Annotated in this window: 15 protein-coding genes; 7 read left to right on the top strand and 8 right to left on the bottom strand. The window is 67.3% G+C overall.

Annotated features, from left to right (window positions below):
* The first annotated feature begins 195 nt into the window (after positions 1-195).
* A protein-coding gene (locus QM721_RS07305) for an IS3 family transposase (RefSeq protein ID WP_415119878.1) occupies positions 196-1,409 on the top strand; the annotation gives its coding sequence in 2 pieces (ribosomal slippage) (positions 196-468 and positions 471-1,409; 1,212 coding nt in all).
* Positions 1,410-1,558: 149 nt separating this feature from the next.
* On the opposite strand, the gene QM721_RS07300 is transcribed toward QM721_RS07305, so the two are convergent.
* From QM721_RS07300 to QM721_RS07280, 5 genes are all read right to left on the bottom strand, one after another.
* Positions 1,559-3,589 (bottom strand): glucose PTS transporter subunit IIA, encoded by a 2,031-nt coding sequence (locus QM721_RS07300; RefSeq protein ID WP_415120484.1) that lies wholly within the window; start codon positions 3,587-3,589, stop codon positions 1,559-1,561.
* A 354-nt stretch (positions 3,590-3,943) separates the two neighbouring features.
* Positions 3,944-5,038 (bottom strand): hypothetical protein, encoded by a 1,095-nt coding sequence (locus QM721_RS07295; protein WP_415120482.1) that lies wholly within the window; start codon positions 5,036-5,038, stop codon positions 3,944-3,946.
* Between the two features lies 1 nt (position 5,039).
* Complete coding sequence (locus tag QM721_RS07290) at positions 5,040-6,098, bottom strand: D-2-hydroxyacid dehydrogenase (RefSeq protein WP_415120480.1); 1,059 nt, start codon at positions 6,096-6,098, stop codon at positions 5,040-5,042.
* Entirely contained in the window at positions 6,091-7,461 is a 1,371-nt protein-coding gene (locus tag QM721_RS07285) for an MFS transporter (protein ID WP_415120478.1), read from the bottom strand. Before QM721_RS07285 ends, QM721_RS07290 begins: the two co-directional genes overlap by 8 nt.
* A 378-nt stretch (positions 7,462-7,839) precedes the next feature.
* Positions 7,840-8,634 carry an IclR family transcriptional regulator gene (locus QM721_RS07280; protein ID WP_415120476.1) on the bottom strand — a complete coding sequence of 265 codons (795 nt, stop codon included), beginning with the start codon at positions 8,632-8,634 and terminating at the stop codon, positions 7,840-7,842.
* 597 nt (positions 8,635-9,231) lie between these two features.
* Here QM721_RS07280 and QM721_RS07275 point away from each other — a divergent pair.
* The gene (locus tag QM721_RS07275) at positions 9,232-10,197 is read left to right on the top strand and encodes an L-lactate dehydrogenase (RefSeq protein ID WP_415120474.1); all 966 of its coding nucleotides are present in this window, start codon (positions 9,232-9,234) and stop codon (positions 10,195-10,197) included.
* Between the two features lie 228 nt (positions 10,198-10,425).
* Here QM721_RS07275 and QM721_RS07270 read toward each other — a convergent pair whose 3' ends face one another.
* Positions 10,426-10,971, bottom strand: a complete 546-nt coding sequence (locus QM721_RS07270) for a hypothetical protein (protein ID WP_415120472.1) — start codon at positions 10,969-10,971, stop codon at positions 10,426-10,428.
* Between the two features lie 146 nt (positions 10,972-11,117).
* On the opposite strand from QM721_RS07270, the gene QM721_RS07265 reads away from it, so the two are divergent.
* Positions 11,118-11,570, top strand: a complete 453-nt coding sequence (locus QM721_RS07265) for a DUF1707 SHOCT-like domain-containing protein (protein ID WP_415120470.1) — start codon at positions 11,118-11,120, stop codon at positions 11,568-11,570.
* A gap of 471 nt (positions 11,571-12,041) precedes the next feature.
* Positions 12,042-12,998, top strand: a complete 957-nt coding sequence (locus QM721_RS07260) for a hypothetical protein (protein ID WP_415120468.1) — start codon at positions 12,042-12,044, stop codon at positions 12,996-12,998.
* A gap of 117 nt (positions 12,999-13,115) precedes the next feature.
* On the opposite strand, the gene QM721_RS07255 is transcribed toward QM721_RS07260, so the two are convergent.
* Positions 13,116-13,835 (bottom strand): hypothetical protein, encoded by a 720-nt coding sequence (locus tag QM721_RS07255; RefSeq protein ID WP_415120466.1) that lies wholly within the window; start codon positions 13,833-13,835, stop codon positions 13,116-13,118.
* 238 nt (positions 13,836-14,073) lie between these two features.
* Here QM721_RS07255 and QM721_RS07250 point away from each other — a divergent pair, with 238 nt between their 5' ends.
* A complete protein-coding gene (locus QM721_RS07250) occupies positions 14,074-15,114 on the top strand; it encodes a DUF4192 domain-containing protein (RefSeq protein WP_415120464.1) in 1,041 nt (346 codons plus the stop codon).
* Here QM721_RS07250 and QM721_RS07245 read toward each other — a convergent pair.
* Positions 15,034-15,579, bottom strand: coding sequence for a VIT1/CCC1 transporter family protein (locus QM721_RS07245; RefSeq protein ID WP_415120462.1), 546 nt, complete (start codon positions 15,577-15,579; stop codon positions 15,034-15,036). The genes QM721_RS07250 and QM721_RS07245 overlap by 81 nt on opposite strands.
* 268 nt (positions 15,580-15,847) lie before the next feature.
* On the opposite strand from QM721_RS07245, the gene QM721_RS07240 reads away from it, so the two are divergent.
* Together QM721_RS07240 and QM721_RS07235 are read left to right on the top strand one after the other, a co-directional pair.
* The gene (locus QM721_RS07240; RefSeq protein WP_415120460.1) at positions 15,848-16,861 is read left to right on the top strand and encodes a helix-hairpin-helix domain-containing protein; all 1,014 of its coding nucleotides are present in this window, start codon (positions 15,848-15,850) and stop codon (positions 16,859-16,861) included.
* The gene (locus tag QM721_RS07235) at positions 16,848-19,301 is read left to right on the top strand and encodes a ComEC/Rec2 family competence protein (protein ID WP_415120458.1); all 2,454 of its coding nucleotides are present in this window, start codon (positions 16,848-16,850) and stop codon (positions 19,299-19,301) included. The genes QM721_RS07240 and QM721_RS07235 overlap by 14 nt, the downstream gene beginning before the upstream one ends.
* Positions 19,302-19,348: the final 47 nt, after the last annotated feature.

The following is a 19,348-nucleotide window of genomic DNA, read 5'->3' as shown; positions in this document are numbered from 1 at the left end:
TCAACCGGCGGTGGGTTGTTGATTTGTCGTTGGTCGAGCTTGTCGAGACCTCGGGTATGCCATTGCGGTAGGGGGTTTCGACGAGTGAGGTTGACCCCGTAACCCGGACACCGTCTTGGCGGGTTGAGGTTGACCCCGTAACCCGGACACCGTCTTGGCGGGTTCCCTTGTCGGAGACCGCCGGAGAGGATGTCCTTGATGGGAACTTCGAAGAAGCGGAAGAGTTACACCCCGGAGTATCGGCGTGAGGCTGCGCATCTGGTGATCGACACCGGCCGCACGATCGCGGCGGTCGCGGCCGAGATCAACGTGGGTGCGCAGCTGTTGGGCCGTTGGGTCCAGGCCGAGCGGGACCGGATCGGTGCGCCGCCGGAGGCGCCGTTGGACGTGTCGGAGCGGGCCGAGCTGGAACGGCTGCGGCACGAGAACACCGAACTGCGGATGGACAACGAGTTCCTGGGAAAAGCCGCAGCCTTCTTCGCGGCGAAGAACACTCCCGGCAGGAGTGCTTCGAGGTGATCGACGCGGAGAAGGCGAACTACACGATCAGCCGGATGTGCCGGCTGATCGGGGTTGACCGGCGCCGCTACTACGAGTGGTGCAAGCGTCGTCGCGGCGGCCCGACTCGCGCCGAGCAGCGGCGGGCCGAGCTGACCGGCAAGATCGTCGAGTTCCACAAGGCTTCCGATCACACGTATGGGGCGCCGAGGATCCGCGCCGACTTGCAGGAGGCTGGGGAGACGGTGTCGCGCAAGACGGTCGCGAAGCTCATGCGGCAAGCCAAGATAGCCGGGATCAGTCCCCGGACCTGGCATCCGCCGACCACGGTGCCCGGCCCGAACCCCGACCCGGCACCGGACCTGGTCAAGCGCCACTTCGACAAGGGACACCGCGATGTCGCCTGGTTCTCCGATATCACCTACCTGTCCACTGGCGAGGGCTGGGCCTACCTGTGCGCGGTCCGTGACGGCCACACCCGCCGGGTCCTGGGCCGTGTCATCGCCGACCACCTGCGGGCCGATCTCGTCGAGGACGCGCTGCGTCAGGCCGTCGCTCTGCGCGGTGAGCTGCCCGGGAAGGTGATCTTCCACGCCGATAGGGGCTGTCAGTACACCAGCCAGCAGATCGCCGAGGTGGCCGGCCAGCTCGACCTGCTGCGCTCGATGGGACGCACCGGGGTGTGCTGGGACAACGCAGCAGCCGAGTCGTTCTGGTCGACGCTGAAGAACGAGTACTACCACCGGCACGTGTTCGCCACGATCGTCGAGGCCCGCCGCGGCGTCTATGCCTGGATCGACGGGTTCTACAACGCCCGCCGGCGCCACTCCAAGACCGGCTACCTCAGCCCACTACAGTACGAACACCACCTGGCCCGACAGACCGACCAGCCGGCCCTCCAGGCCGCCTGACCAAACAACCACCTGTCCGGATTTTGGGGTCAACCTCACGACGAGCTCAACCGGCGGTGGGTTGTTGATTTGTCGTTGGTCGAGCTTGTCGAGACCTCGGGTGCGCCATTGCGGTAGGGGGTTTCGACAAGCTCAACCAGCGGTGGTTGCTAGACCTCGACGTCGATGACGGTGTCGCCCAGCGACACGTCCCCAGCCGCCACCGGCTGCACTGACTTCAGTGACAGGGTGTTGATCACCACGACGATGGTGGTGGTGTCGAAGCCGGCTTCCTTGACCGCCTCCAGATCGACCTTGGCCAGCAAGTCACCGGCCTCGACGCGCTGGTCTTTGGCGACATCGAGCTGGAAGCCCTTGCCTTCCATCTGCACCGTGTCGATGCCGACGTGCACCAGCACCTCGACGCCGTCGTCGGTCTTGATGCCGAACGCGTGGCCGGTGTCGGCGACGGTCACCAGAGTGCCGGCCACGGGAGCCGTCACATGCCCGTCGGACGGCACGATGCCGACCCCGTCGCCCAGGGCCTTCGACGCGAACACCTTGTCGTTGACCTCGGCCAGCGGAACGACCGTGCCCGCCACCGGAGCACCGACGGTGCGGGTGGCGACCAGGGTGGCGACCCCACCGGCAGCCGGAGCGGCAGCCGGGGCAGCGGCGGCCGGAGCCTCGGCCAGGGCCAGATCGGCCTGGGCCTGCTCGAACTCGGCCTTCTGCTCAGCAGTCCGGTAGTCGCTGGCGATGACCAGCAGCATCGCGGTGACGAAGGCTGCCGCGATCGAGATGGCGTACACCCACATCGGGCTGAAGACCGGGATGGTGAGCAGCGAGGTGAACGCGAAAGCGCCGGTCTTGACGGTGCCGAACAGCCAGCCCAGAATGCCGATCGTCAAACCGCCCACTGCACAGCCGATCAGCATGCGCGGGTAGATCCGCTTGTAGCGCAGGTGAATGCCGTAGAGGGACGGTTCGGAGATGCCGCCCAACAAGCCGGCTGCCAGGGCGCCGATGGCGGTCTGCCGCACCTCGTTGTCCTTGACCCTGCTGGCGACCACGAGAACGCCCGCGGTGGCACCGAAGCAGGCGAAGTTCCACGTGCCCATCGGACCCTGAATGAAGTCCTGATGCCCGGTGGCTGCGCTGCTGATGTTGGCCAGCATCAGGGCGTTGAGCGGCCAGTGCAGGCCCAGCGGCACCAGGAACGGGTAGATCATCGGGATCAGAACCGCGAACAGCAACGGCACCGTGTTGTTCAGCCAGGCCAACCCGGCACCGAGCCCGGTGCCCAGCCACATGCTGATCGGGCCGATGATGAAGCCGGTGACCGGAACCATGATCAACAGGCAGAAGAAGGGCACGAAGACCATCTGCAGGTTGTCGGGAAAGATCTTCTGCAGCAGCTTGTAGAGCTGGGCCAGCACCGCGACCATGATCAGCGGCACGAACACCTGGCCGCCGTAGCCGTTGAGCTGCATGGGCAGGCCGAAGATCTGCGCCACACACTGGTCGGTGCCCAAAGTAGCGTTCGTGGTGCAGACGGTGTCAGCCGCCTCAGACAGCGACAGGAATTCGGGGGTGAACAGCGCGGCCATGATGGAGGCACCGATCCACGGATCGACCTTCAGCGCCTTGGAGGCGTTGTAGGCGACCATGATCGGCAGGAAGTACAGCACCGAGCGCCACATGGAATCCCAGAACACCCAGGTGGCTCCCGCGGCCGTCAGCCGGTCCACGCCCTGGAACGGGACGATGTGCAGGGCGTCCAACACCGCGGCGATCGCGATGATCAGCGAGGAGCCGAGCAGCACGCCGAGCAGCGGGCGGAACGAGTTGGAGAGGTACTCGAAGAATGCGTCGAGCCAGGCCACCTTGCCGCGAGCCTTGGCCCGCTCGGCAGCCTTGATGTCGGCGTCGCTGGCGGCGGGCTTCGCGCCCTTCACCGACGGCAGGTTGGTGATGTCTGCGTACACGGAGGCGACTGCGCCGCCGATGACCACCTGGTAACGGTCGCCGCTCTGCGGCACCGCACCCAGGACGCCCGGAATTTTCTCCAGGGCGGACTGGTCGACCAGTCCGGCATCCTTCAATTCGAAGCGAAGCCGTGTGGCGCAGTGAGTGAGACTCGAAATATTGCCGGGACCGCCTACCTTTTCGACGATCTGCTCGGCAGTAGTGGACGCCATTGTCGGTTCCTATCTACTAGCAATATGGAAAAACACGTGGCAGGACAGAAAAAACGACCCGAGTTGCACCCTCGTGCACCTCAGGCCCTGCCACTGTCGGGTAACAACCCATTCATTGAGCGTGTGCTCACGCTTGACACTAGCACCAGCACTGGGGCCGTGCACCAGCTTTTGCCGAAGCGACACGCCGGTTTTGGCCCGGGCTTCTTGGGGCGTCCGTCCGGTGCGCGTGGGCTCCGCGGGCGTTGCTGGCGCAGTTCACTGGTCGGGGGAGCGCCCAGCGCTCTTGTGGCCGTTGGTCGAGCCCGTCGAAACCGGTTGCCGGTGAGCGCTCAACAGGTTCGACCGGGTCGCTCAGAACCCGCGGCGCAGTGAGGCTGGACCGCCGGGCACCGGAATGCGCACGCCGGTGTCGGTGAGCCGGCCGGAAGCGATCTGATAGATGCCCAGGCAGCGGTCGGCATAGAGCTGGGCGACGATCCGGCGCGAGTCACGGCTGAACACCACGCCCTGGGCGGCAGCACCGGTGGGCAATGCGTCCACTCGCCGCAGGCTGCCTCGGTCGTTGGCGAACAGCACCAGGCGCCCGGACGGGCTACTGCCGGGGGAGTCCGGGGGCAACTGGGTGCCTGCCATGCACAGGGCGACCACCCAGGCGCCGTCCGGTGAGATTGCGACGCCCTCGGGTATCGACGCCACCGCAGCATGATCGACCGAGCGGAACGGGCGGCTCGCGGTGTCGACCAGGGTGACCAGATCGACGTCCGCCACGCTGCGGCCACCCTCGTGCGCCTTGCCGGCCCAGCCGACGCTGCCGATCACCGCCCACCGTCCGGACGCGTCGGTGTCAACCGCGTAGGGGCTGACCCCGGTGGTCAGCCGGTCGGGCAACGCGACGGCCTCGGGCCCGGTCAGGTCGATCACCGCGGCACCCTGCTCGTTGCGCAGTGAAACGATCGCCGCGCTGCCGTCGGCAAGCACGCCGAGGCCCGACAACGATCCGTCGCTGAGCCTGAGTCGTTGCCGCAGCGTCACGTCACTGCCCGCGACCGAGAAGAGCAGCAGTTCACCGGTCACGGTGGTGGCCAGCAGTCGGGTGCCGTCGGGGGTGAAGGCGACCGATTGGGGGTGTGCGCCGATCTCGATCCTGTCGACGGTGGTTGGCTGGGCATCGAGGTGGACCACCTGGAGTACCGTGGCGAACCGCAGCGTCTCGGCATCACGGTCGTAGCTGGACGGCGCTGCGACCACGGCCAGCCCACCGTCGGGCGACAGGGCGACCGCCTGCGGCGGGCCGACGATCGAGTTCTGCACTACAACGGTGGCCAGCATGTGGGCATCGTCGATGTCGACCAGGCTCAGCGTGTCGGGGCCGGCGTCAGCGGGAAAGACGTCGCCGCCGCCCTGCCGAACCAGCTTGGCGTCGTTCGCGCTGACGAACAACTCCATCTCAATAGCCCAGGCCCGGATCGACCACGTTGTTCAGCCCACGCCCCGCCAGGTAGAGCCGCAGGTTGTCGCAGAAGATCTCGCAGATGCGTTCGTCCTCGGCGTTGTCGAGGCCACCCGAATGCGGGCTGATCAGCACGTTGTCGAGATCCCACAGCGGCGAGTCGGGTTCGAGCGGTTCGCGTTCGAAGACGTCCAACGCCGCGAAACCGACCTGACCTGAACGCAGCGCCTCGATCAGCGCGTCCTGGTCGATCACGGTGCCGCGGCCGACGTTGACCACCGTGACGCCGGGCTTGGCCAGCCCGAGCATCCGGGCGTCGATCAGCTTCTCGGTCTGCGGGGTGCCGGGCAGGGTGAGCACGATGTGGTCGGCCCGTCCGATGATGTCGGCGAGGTCGGCCAGGGCGTGCACCTCGTCGACGTTGGCGACCTCGCTCACCTGCCGCTTCACGCCGAGCACCGTCATGCCGAGCGCCTTGCACCGCCGGGCCACCTGCTGCCCGATGCCGCCCAGGCCGGCGATCAGTACCGTGCTGCCTTCGATCGGACGGCCCACGATGCGGCTCGGCCAGTCGTGGGCGCGCTGCTGGCGCTGCAGGCGGGGGAGTTCCTTGCAGCCGCAGAACAGGCCGAACAGCGCCCACTCGGCCAGCGGCACGCCGTGCGCGCCGGCCGAGGTGGTGAACACGATGCGCTCGAAGGCGTCGGCTGGCAGCCCGGCTGCCAGCACCTGGCTGCCACCGCCGGCGGCCATCGTCATCACCCAGCGCAACTCGGGGTTCGCGGCCACGGTGCGGGCCAGGGCGGCCGGCTTCAGGTCGGGAATGCCGTAGAGCACCTCGGCGGTGTCGAGCAGGGCGTCGTAGCGGGCCTGCTGGTCGGCCGTGCGTGACCAGGCGGGGTCGCCGGCGAAGTCAGCGGCGTGCCGCATCGGGGGCAGCAGCTCCTGGTCGACCACCACCTCGACCCGGGGGTCGACGGCGGCGATTCGGTCGCACAGCTCGGGAGCAAGGGGCGCGGCGATAGCCACCCGCACCTTGTCGTTGGCATCAGGCATGCACGGTCTCCTGTCCGGCGTCGTTCAGATCGGTCAGGTTGCGACCGCGGGTCTCGGGGGCGACGAAGGTGGTGCCGAACGAGATGAGGGCCAGCACCGCCGAATAGCTGGCGATGACCCACCAGCCGTTGCCCGTTGCTGCCAACAGTGCGGCGCCGACAAGTGGAGCGATACCACCGGCCAGGACGGCCGAGAATTCGCGGGCCGTTGCCACACCGGTGAAACGGTGGGCGTTGCCGAACAGCTCAGGCAGCAGCGCGCACTGGGGACCAAGCATCGACTGCACGCCGATGCCGACGCCGACACCCATGACCAGCAGGACCAGCCAGACCTGCCCGAGGGTGAGTAGGTAGAACCCGGGAAAGGCGAACAATGCGGTGAACAGGGCACCCCAGCGGTAGACGGTGACGCGTCCGACCCGGTCAGACAGGGCGCCGAAGGCGACGACTGTGAATATCGCCACCAAGGCGGCGACGACGGCACCCCAGGTGCCGATCAGTTGCTGGCCCTTGTATGCGGGCAGGCTGGCCACGTACGCAAGAAGCAGTGCTGAGTAGATCGACGAGTTGCCGTTCTCACCCATTCGCAGGCCGATGCCGACCAGGATGTTGCGTCGTGAGGTGCTGATCGCCTGGCCGACACTTTGTCGAACCGGTGCCTCGTGGTGCGCTTCTGCCTCTTCGAGAGCTTCGAACGCAGGCGACTCCTTGAGCCGCATGCGAATCACGACCGCCACGATGATCAGCACGGCACCGAGCAGGAAGGGCACCCGCCACAGCCAGCCGAACAAAACCTCACGGTTGGCCAGGCCCAGCAGTGCGAAGGTGCCCGCGCCGAGCAGCGTGCCGATTTGAATGCCTACGAAGGGCAGAGCGGCGAAGAAGCCTCGCCGCTTCGGGGGCGCGAACTCCGAGATCAGCACGGTGGCCCCGGCCTGTTCTGCACCGGCACCCAGACCCTGCGCGACGCGCAGCAGAACCAGCAGGATGGCGCCCCACATGCCGACCATGTCGTAGGTGGGCAGCATGCCGATGAGCATCGACGAGCCTCCCATCAGCGCGATCGTGATGATCAAGATCAGCTTGCGACCCAGCTTGTCGCCGAGATGGCCGAACACCAGTCCGCCGATCGGACGCGCGGCAAAGCCAACGGCGTACGTTCCGAACGAGGCGATCAACGCACCGGCCTCACCGAGCGGCTTGAAGAAGAGCTCGCCGAAGATCAGGGCGCTGGCCAGACCGTAGATGTAGAAATCGTAGTATTCCAGGGCCGAACCCACCGATGAGGCGAGGGTGGCGCGACGCAGTTGTACGGGGTCGACCACATCGTGGGTGTCGGCGGGTACCGTGCGACGGTCTGACATTGAGAGCTCCTTTGTTCTCGAGGCGTCTGGAGCAAGCATGCACCATAGAGAGAACGCAAGGCAATAGAATGAACAAGGTCGTTGGTTGCACTGCGCCCAACCAGGTCCGCACCCGCGGTGGGTGCCTTGACCGGCCAGCGCGCCGACAATGCGGTGATGATCGGGGGCGCAGAGGTGCCTGATGGCGCGTCCGCTGTTGGGTAGCTTGCCGAAGCTGCCGGAGCGTCGTAGCCGGTCGGTCAACGCGACACGTTCGAGCGCAGATGCTCGGGAGTATTGACTAACGCGCCCGCCGCCGGTCGAGCTCGTCGAAACCCCTAGCCACGGCGTGATGACCAAGGTTTCGACAAGCTCGACCAGCGAAAGATCAGTGTTTCCTTAGCCGGTTGCCATCGGGTTTCCCAACAGCCGCGCGACTCGCTGTAGCTCGGCAACCAGCCGATCGCGTTCGGTGTCGTTCCAGTCCGACTTGAGCTTGGTCACGCTGATCGCCAGAATCGGCGCCCGTACCCCGCGGGTCGGCACCACGACGGCCAGGCCCATCACGCTGTCGGCGGACTCCTCCTCGTCGACGGCGTAGCCTCGGGCCCGGGCCAGGCGAATGTCCTTGAGTAGGCCTGGCACGGTACGGCGCGACAGACCGGTCAGCCGCGGTAGTTGGTCGATGCCGTAGTAGAGCCGCTCGATTTCGGAATCGTCGAGCCGAGCCAGCAGCGCCTTGCCCTGGGCGCAGGACGACGCCGGCAATCGGTCGCCGATGTTGGTGGTCAGCCTGATCGCGGGGTGACCCTCGTAGCGGGCCAGGCACAGGGTGTCGATTCCGGCGGAGGTGGACAGTCGCAGGGTCTGGTCACGAAAGACCGGCGATTCCAGACAGGCCAGGTGAAACTCGCTCACCTGATCGAGGCGCGCCAGGTAGGCGCCGCCGAGTTCGACCAGCTTGCGTCCCAACGAGTAGCCCAGATCGTCGCGGCGGATCATGCCGCCCAACTCCAGTGCGGTGCAGATCGCGCTCGTCGACGATTTGGGCACCCCCAGCGCGCGGCTCAGGTCCGACAGGGTCATGGTGCCGTTCTCGCTGGCTGCGAGGGCATCCAGCACGGCGACACCCCGGCTGACCGCGGGCGCGGCCCCAGGGGGAGTGACATCGGTTCCACCGCGGACGGGCGACATTGCACCGGCTCCATTCATTCTAGAGAACAACGTTCCGTATGGTGAACCGAGATGGTAGCGCGCGTACCGTTCCCACACCAGAGCTGGAGTTGACTCCGCTAGCTCCTCCGCCTGGGTGGGGGTGTTGCCGCAGCGGTGAGTCTTCGGCTGCGCATGTCGTTGCCGCGGATCGTGATCTCCGCTTGGGCGCGATCGGGTGTGGGGTTGACGGTGAGCCAGCTCAAGGCTGTGACGAGGAAGGAGGCTTTGGTCTAGCGGGGGTCTGATCGGGTGGGGAAGTAGAGGATCCCGGACGAGTTGGCCGGGGATCGGTGCACCTCTGCCCTCGAGGCGGTCGAGTGCGGGAACCGCTGATTTTTCGTTGGTCGAGCGTGTCGAGACCTCAGGCGGAGTGCTCTCACGAGGGGTTTCGACGTAGTTCAACCAGCGGTGGGCGTATTGATCAGTACTTCCCCAGCCGTTTGACAAAGGGCGCTTACCGCGGGGCGATGCACCCGGGGTGGCGGGTACGTCCGAACCCTGAGGCGCGCACAGGTTCGTCACCACGAATCTTTCGCGAACCCTGCGGGGTCGTTCAGCGAGCGCTAGCTTTGATGCATGGCGAATACCCTGACCAACACCCCGACCAAGCTCTCCGTCATCGGTGCCGGCGCAGTCGGCTCGTCCCTGGCCTACGCGGCTCTGATCCGCGGGTCGGCGCAGAAGATCGCGCTCTACGACATCAACGAGAAGAAGGCCGACGCAGAGGTTCGCGACCTCAATCACGGCACTCAGTTCACCCCCTCGTCGGGCGTCGAGGGGGGCGGCAACATTGAGGTGGTCAAAGACTCAGACGTCGTGATCATCACCGCCGGTGCCGCACAAAGGCCAGGTCAGACCCGGCTCGAGTTGGCCGGCGTCAACACCAACATTCTCAAGTCGCTGATGCCCCAACTGCTCGAGCAGGCGCCCAACGCGCTGTACGTGCTGGTCACCAACCCTTGTGACGTGCTGACGGTGGTCGCGCAGAAGGTCAGCGGCCTACCCAGCACCCGAGTGTTCTCTACCGGCACGATGCTCGACACCTCGCGGCTGCGGTTCGCCATTGCCGAGGTGGCGCGCATCTCGACCGCTCACGTGCACGCCAACATTCTGGGGGAGCACGGCGACACCGAGTTTCCGGTCTGGTCGAGCGCCAAGATCACCAGCATTCCCATTCGCGAGTGGGCCGACTCCACCGGCCGGCGGATGTTCGACGAAACCCTGCTCGAGCAACTCGGCGACGAAGCCATGCACGCCGCTTACAAGGTGATCGAGGGCAAGGGTGCGACCAACTACGCGATCGGCCTGACCGGCGCCCGGCTCACTGAGGCACTGATGAGCCCGCATCGGTCGGTGTTCCCGCTCTCCAGCGTGCTGAACGGCTGGCACGGCCTGCATGACGTCGCGCTGTCGGTGCCGACCATGGTGTCGCGCAATGGCATCGAACGCGTGCTGGACGTCGCCCTGGACGACTCTGAGCTGGCCAAGCTCAAGAGTTCCGCCGAGGCACTGCGCAAGACGCTCAGTTCGCTGGGATTCTAGGGGAACGCTGATCATTCGCTGGTCGAGCGTGTCGAGACCTCAAACGGCGTGCACTCACCAGGGAAGTGCTGATCAATGCGCCCACCGCTGGTTGAGCTTGTCGAAACCCCTTACCGGATCGGCATAGTCGAGGTCTCGACACGCTCGGCCAGCGAAAGGGAGCGCTTGCCTCGGGGTTCGACACGCTCGGCCGGCCAAGATCGACGTGTCTCTCAGGGCCAAACCCGGCTACTTGATCGGCTCGGTTCGCGAGGCGACGCTCTCGGCGAGGGTGAGTGCGGCCGTCCGCTGCTCTGTGGAGCTGCCGCCGAGCCCCATCACCCGCACGTAGTAGGTGTCATCGATCGCGACCAGCGCAGTGGTGATGGTGCCTTCGCCAGTGACCCCGGACCGGTCGGTTCCGGAGTAGTTCTCCTGCTGGCTCAGTTCCTCGAGTTCGGAGGAGAGCGCGGTTCCTTTGGGGTCGTGAACCACGACCACCGACAACATCGCGCCGCCGTCCACGCCGACCAGCGCGCACTCGCCGGCGCGGTGGGTGTTGGTGAAGGTGTTGAGTTCGTGCAAGGCGGTGAGCGGTTGAGCGATCACTGCGGCAGCCTGGCCGGCGTCCACGCGGTCGCTGCATAGCTGTGCCTGGCTGCCGATCGTGGACGGCTCCGGGTCGGGATCCTCAGCGACGCAACCGGCAACGGTCAGCAGTGCGGCAACCACCACCAGCGAAGGTGCGAGCACGGCAACGCGGCGGGCGTGCAGTGACCCGAACAACCAAGGCATGGGGACGACCCTACCCGGGTCGCTACCACCGCGGGCCGACCGCAGGGTGCCCCCCTGGTCTTTGACGGCGCGGGGGCGGACGACTCGGGTCGTCAGCAATGCCGCGGCCGGTGACTGGCTAAGTGCCGGCTGTGAATACTGACCCTATGAGCCTGCAGCCGAACCCAGCCAGCCCGCCGACCCCACGTGGTGGGCGTCCGAGCCTACGCATCGGTGACGCCGAGCGTGACGGGGCGTGCCAGGTTCTCTCCGGTCATTTCACGGCCGGCCGGCTGAGCGGTGACGAGTTCGACGAGCGGGTTGAGGCGGCGCTGGCGGCGCGCACCGAGAGAGACCTCCGGGAGCTTCTGGCCGACCTGCCGACTGCTGAAGGGCCCTCCGCTCCGGCTCCCGAGTCCGCTGTGCGTCGTGAGAGCGTGACAGGCGTCGACATGCTGGTGGGGCTCCTGGGGTTGGCTGCGGGCCTATGCCTGCTGCTGCTGTTCCTGGTTGCCGGAACGCAGTACGCCGGGTTTGGCTTCTTCGCCTGCTTGGGCGCCGGAACCGTTGCTGCCGTGGTCACCCACTTCATTCACCGAGCGCTGAGTCTTCCCCGCTAAGGAAACACTGAGCTTTCGCTGGTCGAGCGTGTCGAGACCTTGGTCATCACGCTGGGGCGAGGGGTTTCGACAGGCTCAACCAGCGGTAGGCGCATTGATCAGTGCTTCCCACCGGTGGGCGGCGTAGTGAGTGGCGTCAGAGGGGTGCAGTGGCGAGCCGGGTGCGCGAAGGCGTACCGGGTCGTACGGCGAGCGTGCCTGGTGCAGCCAAAGCGCCCGGCTGGCGTCGCGGGGTAGCCGCAAGTCGGTGGACCGAGGCTGAGAAGGTCCGCAGGCAGCCGAAGGCGGCTGGCCGTCCCCCAGTTCGCAGGTGAGCACCGACTCCTCACTCGACGTGGCTCGCAACGCCTTCGCTCGTCGGCGGCATTCATGCACGCACTGGAACGATGGTGACTCGACAACCCAGCATCAGGAACCTCCCCGTCGTGCTGCCGATAGTCTGTGGCCGACGCCCCACGAGATTGGACGCCGATGCAGCCGCTCATCGCACCTGGAATTCTGCTCGACCAGAACATTCCGCTGGCGATCGCCATCGTTGTGGGTTCTTCCGTCGCCTACGCGGGCGGATCGACCTTGCAGCATCTGGCCGTCAGCCGGCTGGTCGACAAGCACGCCGACAACCGGGCCATGAACCTGCGTCAACTGTGGCGGCTGATTCGCACGCCGCTATGGCTGCTGGGGCTGTTCACGATCGTCATCGGTGCCTCGGCGCACATCTTCGCGCTGATGATCGCACCGGTCACCGTGGTGCAGCCGGTCGGCATCCTGGCCGTGCCCTGGGCGGTTCTGATGGCAGCACGCATTCACCGGCACACGGTGACTCGTCCCATGTGGGGTGCGGTGGCGATGACCGTAGCGGGCATTGTGCTGTTCACCGGGCTCTCGGCCACCGCCGCCGCCCGGCATACGGTGCTCGACCCACTGGCGATCGCCATCGGGGTGGGGGTGATCGTGGTGCTCGGCACCGCTCTGGGCCTGCTGGGCTGGAAGGGCCCGGTGCACCTGCGCTGCCTGATGTGGGCCTCGGGCGGCTCGTTTTTCTACGGCCTGTCCGCGGGGATGGTGAAAGCCACCTCCGAGGTGATGAAGCACGAGGGCTTTCACGATCGTCCGGTGTTCTGGATCGCCGCGCCCTTTCTGGTGCTCTCCTACGGCATCGGCGGCTTCATGGTGCAGCAGGCCCTGGCTAACGGACCGGCTGAGATTACCGTGGGCTCGATGACCACCACCGATCCGATCGTGGCGGTCAGCTTCGGCCTGGTCGTGCTGGGCGAGGGCGCGCTGATTAGCCCGCTTGCCGGCGTCGGCATGGCTCTGGCGGGGGTGCTGGCGGTGTGGGGTGTGGTGTTGTTGTCGAAGCATCACCCAGACGCCGCGCGTCCGGTCGATGTGCCGGCGGTGCAGCCTGACCCGGTGAGAACGTTGTGACGCTCCGGGCCGCGCGGATCAACGCGCCTACCGCTGGCTGAGCTTGAAACCCCTTGCCAGCGTGATGACCGAGGTCTCGACAAGCTCGACCGGCGAAGAATCAGCGATTCCCTCAGCTCAGGCCTTCACGGGCAGGGCCGACATCTGAAGGCCGGCGCCGGTGGCCAGAATGATCGTGCCGTCTTCGTGCGGCATCGGAAAGAACACATAACCGGTGATCGGCTTCGACGGGGTTGCCGTTCCGGTGCGAATATCGGGTGACCTGGGGCTGGACGTCGGTGCGATCACCTGCGTGGACGCATTGGCGAACGCCACAAAGCTGAACGATATCGGGCCGTTGTCCGAATAGATGCGCAACTGCAACTGCAGGCCCTCGTCGGTCCAGGTCTGGTCGAGAATCTCCCACCGGCCGCGCTGCTGACCGGTCGGGGTGTCGAACGGATGGCCGGGGCCGGTCGATGCGGTCGGGGAGGCCGAAGGCGACGGGCTGGGCTGGGCTGCTGGTTGGGAACGCAGGTAGATGCCGCCCCCGATCACCAGCACCAGCGTGACCATGGCGACGATCGTGACCAGCAGCGGGGTGCGGTTGGGTGGCGGGGCGAACTGGTTGATCGACACCGAGGCGGGCGGTGCCTCGCCGAGCGCCCGCCTCGGATCGAAGCCGGACGGCACCATGGCACTCGGGCGGGGCTGCTGGGACTGGTTTGGGTACTGCGGGCCTTGGCCGGGGTACGGCACTCCGGGCGGCAACTGTTGCGCACCCCAGGCGGGCGGCGTCGGGCCCGGCCCCTGCGGGGGCGGGCCTTGGGGCCATCCGCTGCCAGGTTGGTTCGTCATCAACAGCCAGGCTACCTGTCTGGGGATTGTCCACCGTCATTCAACGCCGCTGGGCGATCGGTGAACCGACGCGGCAGCCGGTGGGGCCGACGGTCACCGAGCCGGGCAACCCCGCGAACACCCGATCGACCACGCCGGCTCCGTTACGTGGCGTACAGGGCCAGGCACGTCCACAACATCGAGATGCACGGCAGCGAATTTCGAACACTGAGCGCAGCCAGGGGCGGTAGATGAGGGCATGACGAACAACTGCACCTCACCCGTGGCGCGGGTCCGTGACCTGCACGACCTTCTGGGAGTGATCCCGCACCTGCTCGGCTTCCACCCCGAGGAGTCATTGGTGGTGTTGGTGGTCGTCGACGGGCAGGTTGAACTGACTGCGCGGGCCGATCTGGTCGATCTCGAACCGGAAGGCCATCTCGAAGTTCTCCTCGACCGCATGATGTTGCGCTGGCCCGCCGCACGGGTGTGGTTGGTCGGCTACAGCGCCTCCGAGCGGCAGGGCTGGCGAATGTTGCGGCGGGGGAGGCTGCATCTGGGCGATGCGCTGGCCGGTGAACCGCTCTGCGTGTCTCGGGGTCGCTATCGGGTGGGCAGTGCCGATGGGCCGCGCTACGGCTATGATCCGGCCACCGCCCCGAGTGCCGCGGCGGCGACCGTACACGGGCTGCAGGCCCGGCCCAACCGGGCGGCAGTGCGGCGCAGCATCTGCGACGACTCGGTGCCATCGTTGGGGGCCGAGTGCTCGCTGGCCAGGGCTCTGCAACGGGTAGCGGTGCTCGATTCGGCGGCGCTGCCTGCCGAGATGGACGCCGCGGTGGCGGCGGGCCTGGCCGCACCGGCCAACCAGGCTCCCGACGATCTGGTGTGGCTGGCGCTACTGAGTACCGATCCGCAGGCGCGCGACCGAGCCCTGCTAGCCATCACCAGCGACAGTTCCGAGGCCTGTGTCGCCCTGTGGTCGCAGGTGGTCCGGGCCTGCCCGCACGGCTTGCAGGGGCAACCACTCGCGCTGCTGGGCTGGTCGGCGTGGGTAAGCGGCGACGGCGCAATGCAATCGATCTGCCTCGAAGAACTCGAGCGGCTCGGTGAGTCACTGCCACTGCAGCGCCTGCTCGATCGGCTCAACCATGCGATGGTGCCGCCCAGCTTCTGGAACGATCTGCGGGCCGAACTGCTCGATGCCGTCCAGCCGGGGTCACTGCAGGCGGGCCCCGATGAGCCAGCCAGCCACATACGTGATGCCCATGGCGAAGGCGCCCACGGTCAGGTTGCGTAGCACCGGCCTGGTGGCTCGGGTGCCACTCAACTGGGCACTGGTCAAGCCGGTCACCGCTAGGGCGAGCAGTACAGCTGCGAGAGTCACCGGCAATCGCAGCGGCACCGGTGTGAACACGATCGCGAGCAGGGGTATCAGGGCCCCGAGCACGAAGGACAGCATTGAGGCTCCGGCGGCCTGCAACGGGCTGGTCTGAGCGTCCGCTGCGATGCCCGCAGCGCTCTCGGTGTCGCGCTGGGTGCTGACTGACACGTACTCACCGCCGGCCATCGACAGGGATCCGGCGACCATGCCCGCTACGCCGGCGATGAACAACGCAACTGCGTCACTGGTCGCGCCGGCGACGCCGAACACCAGGCCGGCGGTCGAGACGATGCCGTCGTTGGCGCCCAGCACGCCCGCCCGCAACCAGTTGAGCCGCGACACCAATGCGGCGTCGGACCGTTCGGTGGTGGCCGGGTTCATGTGCCCACTGTGAACCGATCCCGGGCAGCGCACAAGCAAGGAAAGGCTGTCCTTCAAAGCCGCACAGACACGTGAGGTGTGCCGTGTGACAAGGCAATCTGGCATCAGACTCCGGTTTGCCGAGCTGCCGAAATGGCTGGCTGGCAGCCCCGGAGGTGCGCCGAGTCCCGGGTATGTCAGGGGGCGCGTCGAGGGGTCAAACGGCGGCTGTTCAACAGCTCACAACGAGTTTGGACGATCAGCGTCCCGAGGTGTCCAAGGTGAAGGTATGGAACGTCGAGCACGTCTGGCCGCCGACGACGAACTTTCGCAGATCGTCCGCCGCCGGCTGCAATCATTGTTGGCCGAGATCCCACCTCGGCGGGCGACCGAGCCGGTGGTGGAGTTCGAGCGCTCGAATGTGCCGAGCCACGACGGGGCAGAGCCTGATCGGGCTGTCGGCGAAGATCTGGCTGATGGCCTGGGCGGCGATGACGGCTGGGCAGGCTGGTTGCCCCAGGATGAGCCGATCAGCGCCGGACGCACGGGTCGATACGGCACCGACAGCACGGTTTCCCCAAGTTCAGCGGGCGACGCGGGCAATGATCGGGCCGTGCCTCGGCACGAACTGCTCGGGACGGGTACAGCGGCGCGTGTTGCCAAGGGGAAAGGTCGGGTGTCTGCTCTGCCGCCGGGGCTGGGGCTGCGGGCCCGCCAGTTCGTGCGCGAGCATCTGGTCGTGGTCGGCATTGTCGTGCTGACCGGGTGCCTGTGGGGTGGGTACTCGCTGCTGCAGGCCAAGACCACACCGGTGGCGATGGCCGCCACGGAGCCCTCTGTGCAGGTCAGCGTTGCTGCCCCCGCGCCGAGCGCGTCAGCCACCCTGCTGGTGCACGTGCTCGGCGAGGTGCGCCGTCCCGGGGTGGTCAGCCTGCCCGAGGACGCCCGGGTACAAGACGCGATCACTGCGGCGGGTGGCTTCACCGATCGCGCGGTTCCGGGGCAACTCAACCTGGCCGCTCGGGTCAGTGACGGCGCCCAGTTGGTGATCGGCCGCAAGGGCAGCCAGGTGAACGCCGCCACTGCTCCAGGCTCCACCTCGGCGTCCGACGCCACCATCGACTTGAACACGGCAACGTCCGAACAACTCGACACCCTTCCCGGTGTCGGCCCGGTGACCGCCCAGAAGATTCTGTCCTGGCGAGAACAGCATGGACGGTTTCGTGCGGTGGCCGAACTGCAAGAGGTCGACGGCATCGGCCCGAAAAGCTACGCCGAGATAGCGCCGCATGTCCGGGTCTGAATGGGCGGCCGGCTCGGGGCGATCGTCCAACGCCGGGCAGGAGGCCCCCGATCGGCTCTCGGGCAGGGGTGCGCGGCCGGGCGCTGCCGGACCGGTGGGCACCGACTTGCCTAAAGACTCCGCCCAGTCCGACAAGCGCGCACCCGACCTGCGCTTGGTGCCCGCGGCCCTGGCGGCGTGGGCCGGCATGTGGGTGGCCACGGCGGGGCAGGTCGCCTGGCTCAGCGTGGGCAGCGGCGTTGTCGCTGTTCTGGCCCTGGTGGCCGTCCGGCGTCGCTCGTGGCCGATGGCCGCGGTCGCGCTGGTGCTGGCCGGCTGCATGGCCACCGGGTGGGCTCGCTGGTGGCAGCAGCACCACGACCCGCTCACGGGTTTGGCGGCCGACCAGGCGGTCGGCACCGTCGAGCTGGTCGTGGTGGGCACGCCGCGCACCGGGGAACGCAAAGGAGTCAAGCCGCCATGGTGGCTCAGCGCGGCGAGGCTGGTCAGCGTCGATGCGCGCGGGCAGCGCTACCTCAGCGGTGCGGTGGTGCAAATCAGCGCGAGCGGGGAGTCGATGGCGAGTTGGGCGGCGGTTGTGCCCGGCACCACGGTGCGGGCGGCGGTTCGGCTGTCAGCGGCCGAACCCGGCGAGCAATCGGCGATTGAATTGCGAGCGCGCGAACCCCCGGTTCTGGTGACCGCGCCGGGGCCGATCGACTCGGCCGTCGAACAGGTGCGGGCAGGGCTTCGCCGAAGCGTCGCGCACCTGGAGACCGAGCCGCGGGCGTTGGTGCCCGCACTCGTTGTGGGCGACACCTCGGCCATGCCGTCCGACCTGGTCGAACGGTTCAGAGTGAACGGCCTGACCCACCTGACCGCAGTCAGCGGCGCGAATCTGACGTTGCTCTTGGCGTTTCTGAGCACTTTGGCCCGGGCGTGCGGGGTGCAGGGCTGGTGGCTGCGCGGCCTGCTCGGGCTGGGTGTGATCGGTTTCGTGGTGCTGTGCCATGCGGAGCCGAGCGTGGTGCGGGCCGCGGGCATGGGGCTGGTGGGGCTGGTCGCCTTGGGTGCCGGCGGCCGGGGCGGCCAGGCAGTGCGGGCGTTGTGCGTAGCTGTGGTGGTGATCGGGTTCGTCGAGCCGTTGATGGCCCGCTCGCTCGGCTTCGCCTTGTCGGTGCTGGCCAGCGCAGGCATCGTGGCCTGGTCGAGAGCGTGGACCGATGTGTTGGCTTCTCGGATGCCGCGGGTGTTGGCCGAGGGCATCTGCACGCCGTTGGCGGCGCAGTTGGCCACGCAGCCGCTGGTCACGGCGATCTCGGGGCAGGTGAGTGTTGCCGGGTTGGTGGCGAACCTGGTTGCGGGGCCGTTGGTCGGGCCAGCGACGGTGCTCGGCTTTCTGGCCGCCGCAACGGCGATTCCGTTGCCCTGGGTTGCCATGGGCTTCGCCACCGGGGCTGGTTGGTGCGCCCAGGGCTTGTGTTGGATCGCACGGTTGGGGGAGTTGTTGCCGGGGGCGGCATTCAGTTGGCCGGCAGGTCCCGCGGCGTTGTCGATCGTGCTGGCTGGATGCGTCGGGCTGGTGCTGGTGATGCCACAGATGTTGCGCAACCCGTGGCTGGCCGCGGCGGCTGCACTGCTGGTGGTGTTGGCCTTGCTGCGCCCGCCGGCTCCGCCTGGGTGGCCGCCCCGCGACTGGGTGGTGGTGTTCTGCGACGTCGGTCAGGGTGATGCGACGGTGGTTCGAGTCGCCTCCGATGCGGTGGCGATCGTCGATGCTGGGCCTGATCCGGCGAAACTGGCGACGTGTCTGCGTCAGTTGGGGGTGCAGCGGGTGCCGTTGGCGGTACTGACCCATTTTCACGCCGACCATGTCACCGGTGTTCAGGTGGCGGTGCAGGGCCATCGCACCGAGCGAGTGGTGGTCTCGGGCGCCACGAGTCCGGCTGCGGGACGTCGGTTGGTCGAGTTGGCGGCGGCAGAGGTGGGGCTGACGCAAGTGACCCCTGGCACGGTGTTGCAGGTCGGTGCGTTGCGGCTTGAGGTGCTGGCGGTGCGAACCACCGGGGGTACGACGAGTTCTGAAGAGGGCGAGTCTGCCGCCGAGAACGACGGCTCACTGGTGATGCGGCTGACCGTTTCGGGGGTGCGGTTGTTGTTGGCCGGAGACGTCCAAGAGGACGGTCAGCGCAACGCGCTGGCTGCCGGCCCGGACCTGTCGGCGGACGTACTGCTGGTACCGCACCACGGCTCGGGCCATCAACTGCCCGAGTTTCTGGCCGCGACTCACGCCGCGATCGCGGTGTTCAGCGTTGGGGCCGACAACGACTACGGACACCCCGCAGCGCGCACCCGGCGGGCCGTGGAGCAGTTGGGCATGCGGGTGCTGCGCACCGATCAGCAGGGATCCATCGGCATCGGCAAGACCGAGCAGGGCATCCAGGTCACCACGCAGCGGTAGCGGGTAGCCCGGCGGTGGGCAGTGAAGCCATCTGGTGCCGCTGTTCA

Origin of the sequence: Micropruina sp. (assembly GCF_047602085.1) — a bacterium.
Taxonomy (GTDB): Bacteria; Actinomycetota; Actinomycetes; order Propionibacteriales; family Propionibacteriaceae; genus Micropruina.
Note: the sequence above shows the minus strand (reverse complement) of the source record. Positions and strands in the feature narration are given on the sequence as shown.

Coding starts and splice junctions, on each gene's coding strand:
- QM721_RS07300 (WP_415120484.1), bottom strand. CDS start 3,589: ATGGCGTCCACTACTGCCGAGCAGATCGTCGAAAAGGTAGGCGGTCCC.
- QM721_RS07295 (WP_415120482.1), bottom strand. CDS start 5,038: ATGGAGTTGTTCGTCAGCGCGAACGACGCCAAGCTGGTTCGGCAGGGC.
- QM721_RS07290 (WP_415120480.1), bottom strand. CDS start 6,098: ATGCCTGATGCCAACGACAAGGTGCGGGTGGCTATCGCCGCGCCCCTT.
- QM721_RS07285 (WP_415120478.1), bottom strand. CDS start 7,461: ATGTCAGACCGTCGCACGGTACCCGCCGACACCCACGATGTGGTCGAC.
- QM721_RS07280 (WP_415120476.1), bottom strand. CDS start 8,634: ATGTCGCCCGTCCGCGGTGGAACCGATGTCACTCCCCCTGGGGCCGCG.
- QM721_RS07275 (WP_415120474.1), top strand. CDS start 9,232: ATGGCGAATACCCTGACCAACACCCCGACCAAGCTCTCCGTCATCGGT.
- QM721_RS07270 (WP_415120472.1), bottom strand. CDS start 10,971: ATGCCTTGGTTGTTCGGGTCACTGCACGCCCGCCGCGTTGCCGTGCTC.
- QM721_RS07265 (WP_415120470.1), top strand. CDS start 11,118: ATGAGCCTGCAGCCGAACCCAGCCAGCCCGCCGACCCCACGTGGTGGG.
- QM721_RS07260 (WP_415120468.1), top strand. CDS start 12,042: ATGCAGCCGCTCATCGCACCTGGAATTCTGCTCGACCAGAACATTCCG.
- QM721_RS07255 (WP_415120466.1), bottom strand. CDS start 13,835: ATGACGAACCAACCTGGCAGCGGATGGCCCCAAGGCCCGCCCCCGCAG.
- QM721_RS07250 (WP_415120464.1), top strand. CDS start 14,074: ATGACGAACAACTGCACCTCACCCGTGGCGCGGGTCCGTGACCTGCAC.
- QM721_RS07245 (WP_415120462.1), bottom strand. CDS start 15,579: ATGAACCCGGCCACCACCGAACGGTCCGACGCCGCATTGGTGTCGCGG.
- QM721_RS07240 (WP_415120460.1), top strand. CDS start 15,848: ATGGAACGTCGAGCACGTCTGGCCGCCGACGACGAACTTTCGCAGATC.
- QM721_RS07235 (WP_415120458.1), top strand. CDS start 16,848: ATGTCCGGGTCTGAATGGGCGGCCGGCTCGGGGCGATCGTCCAACGCC.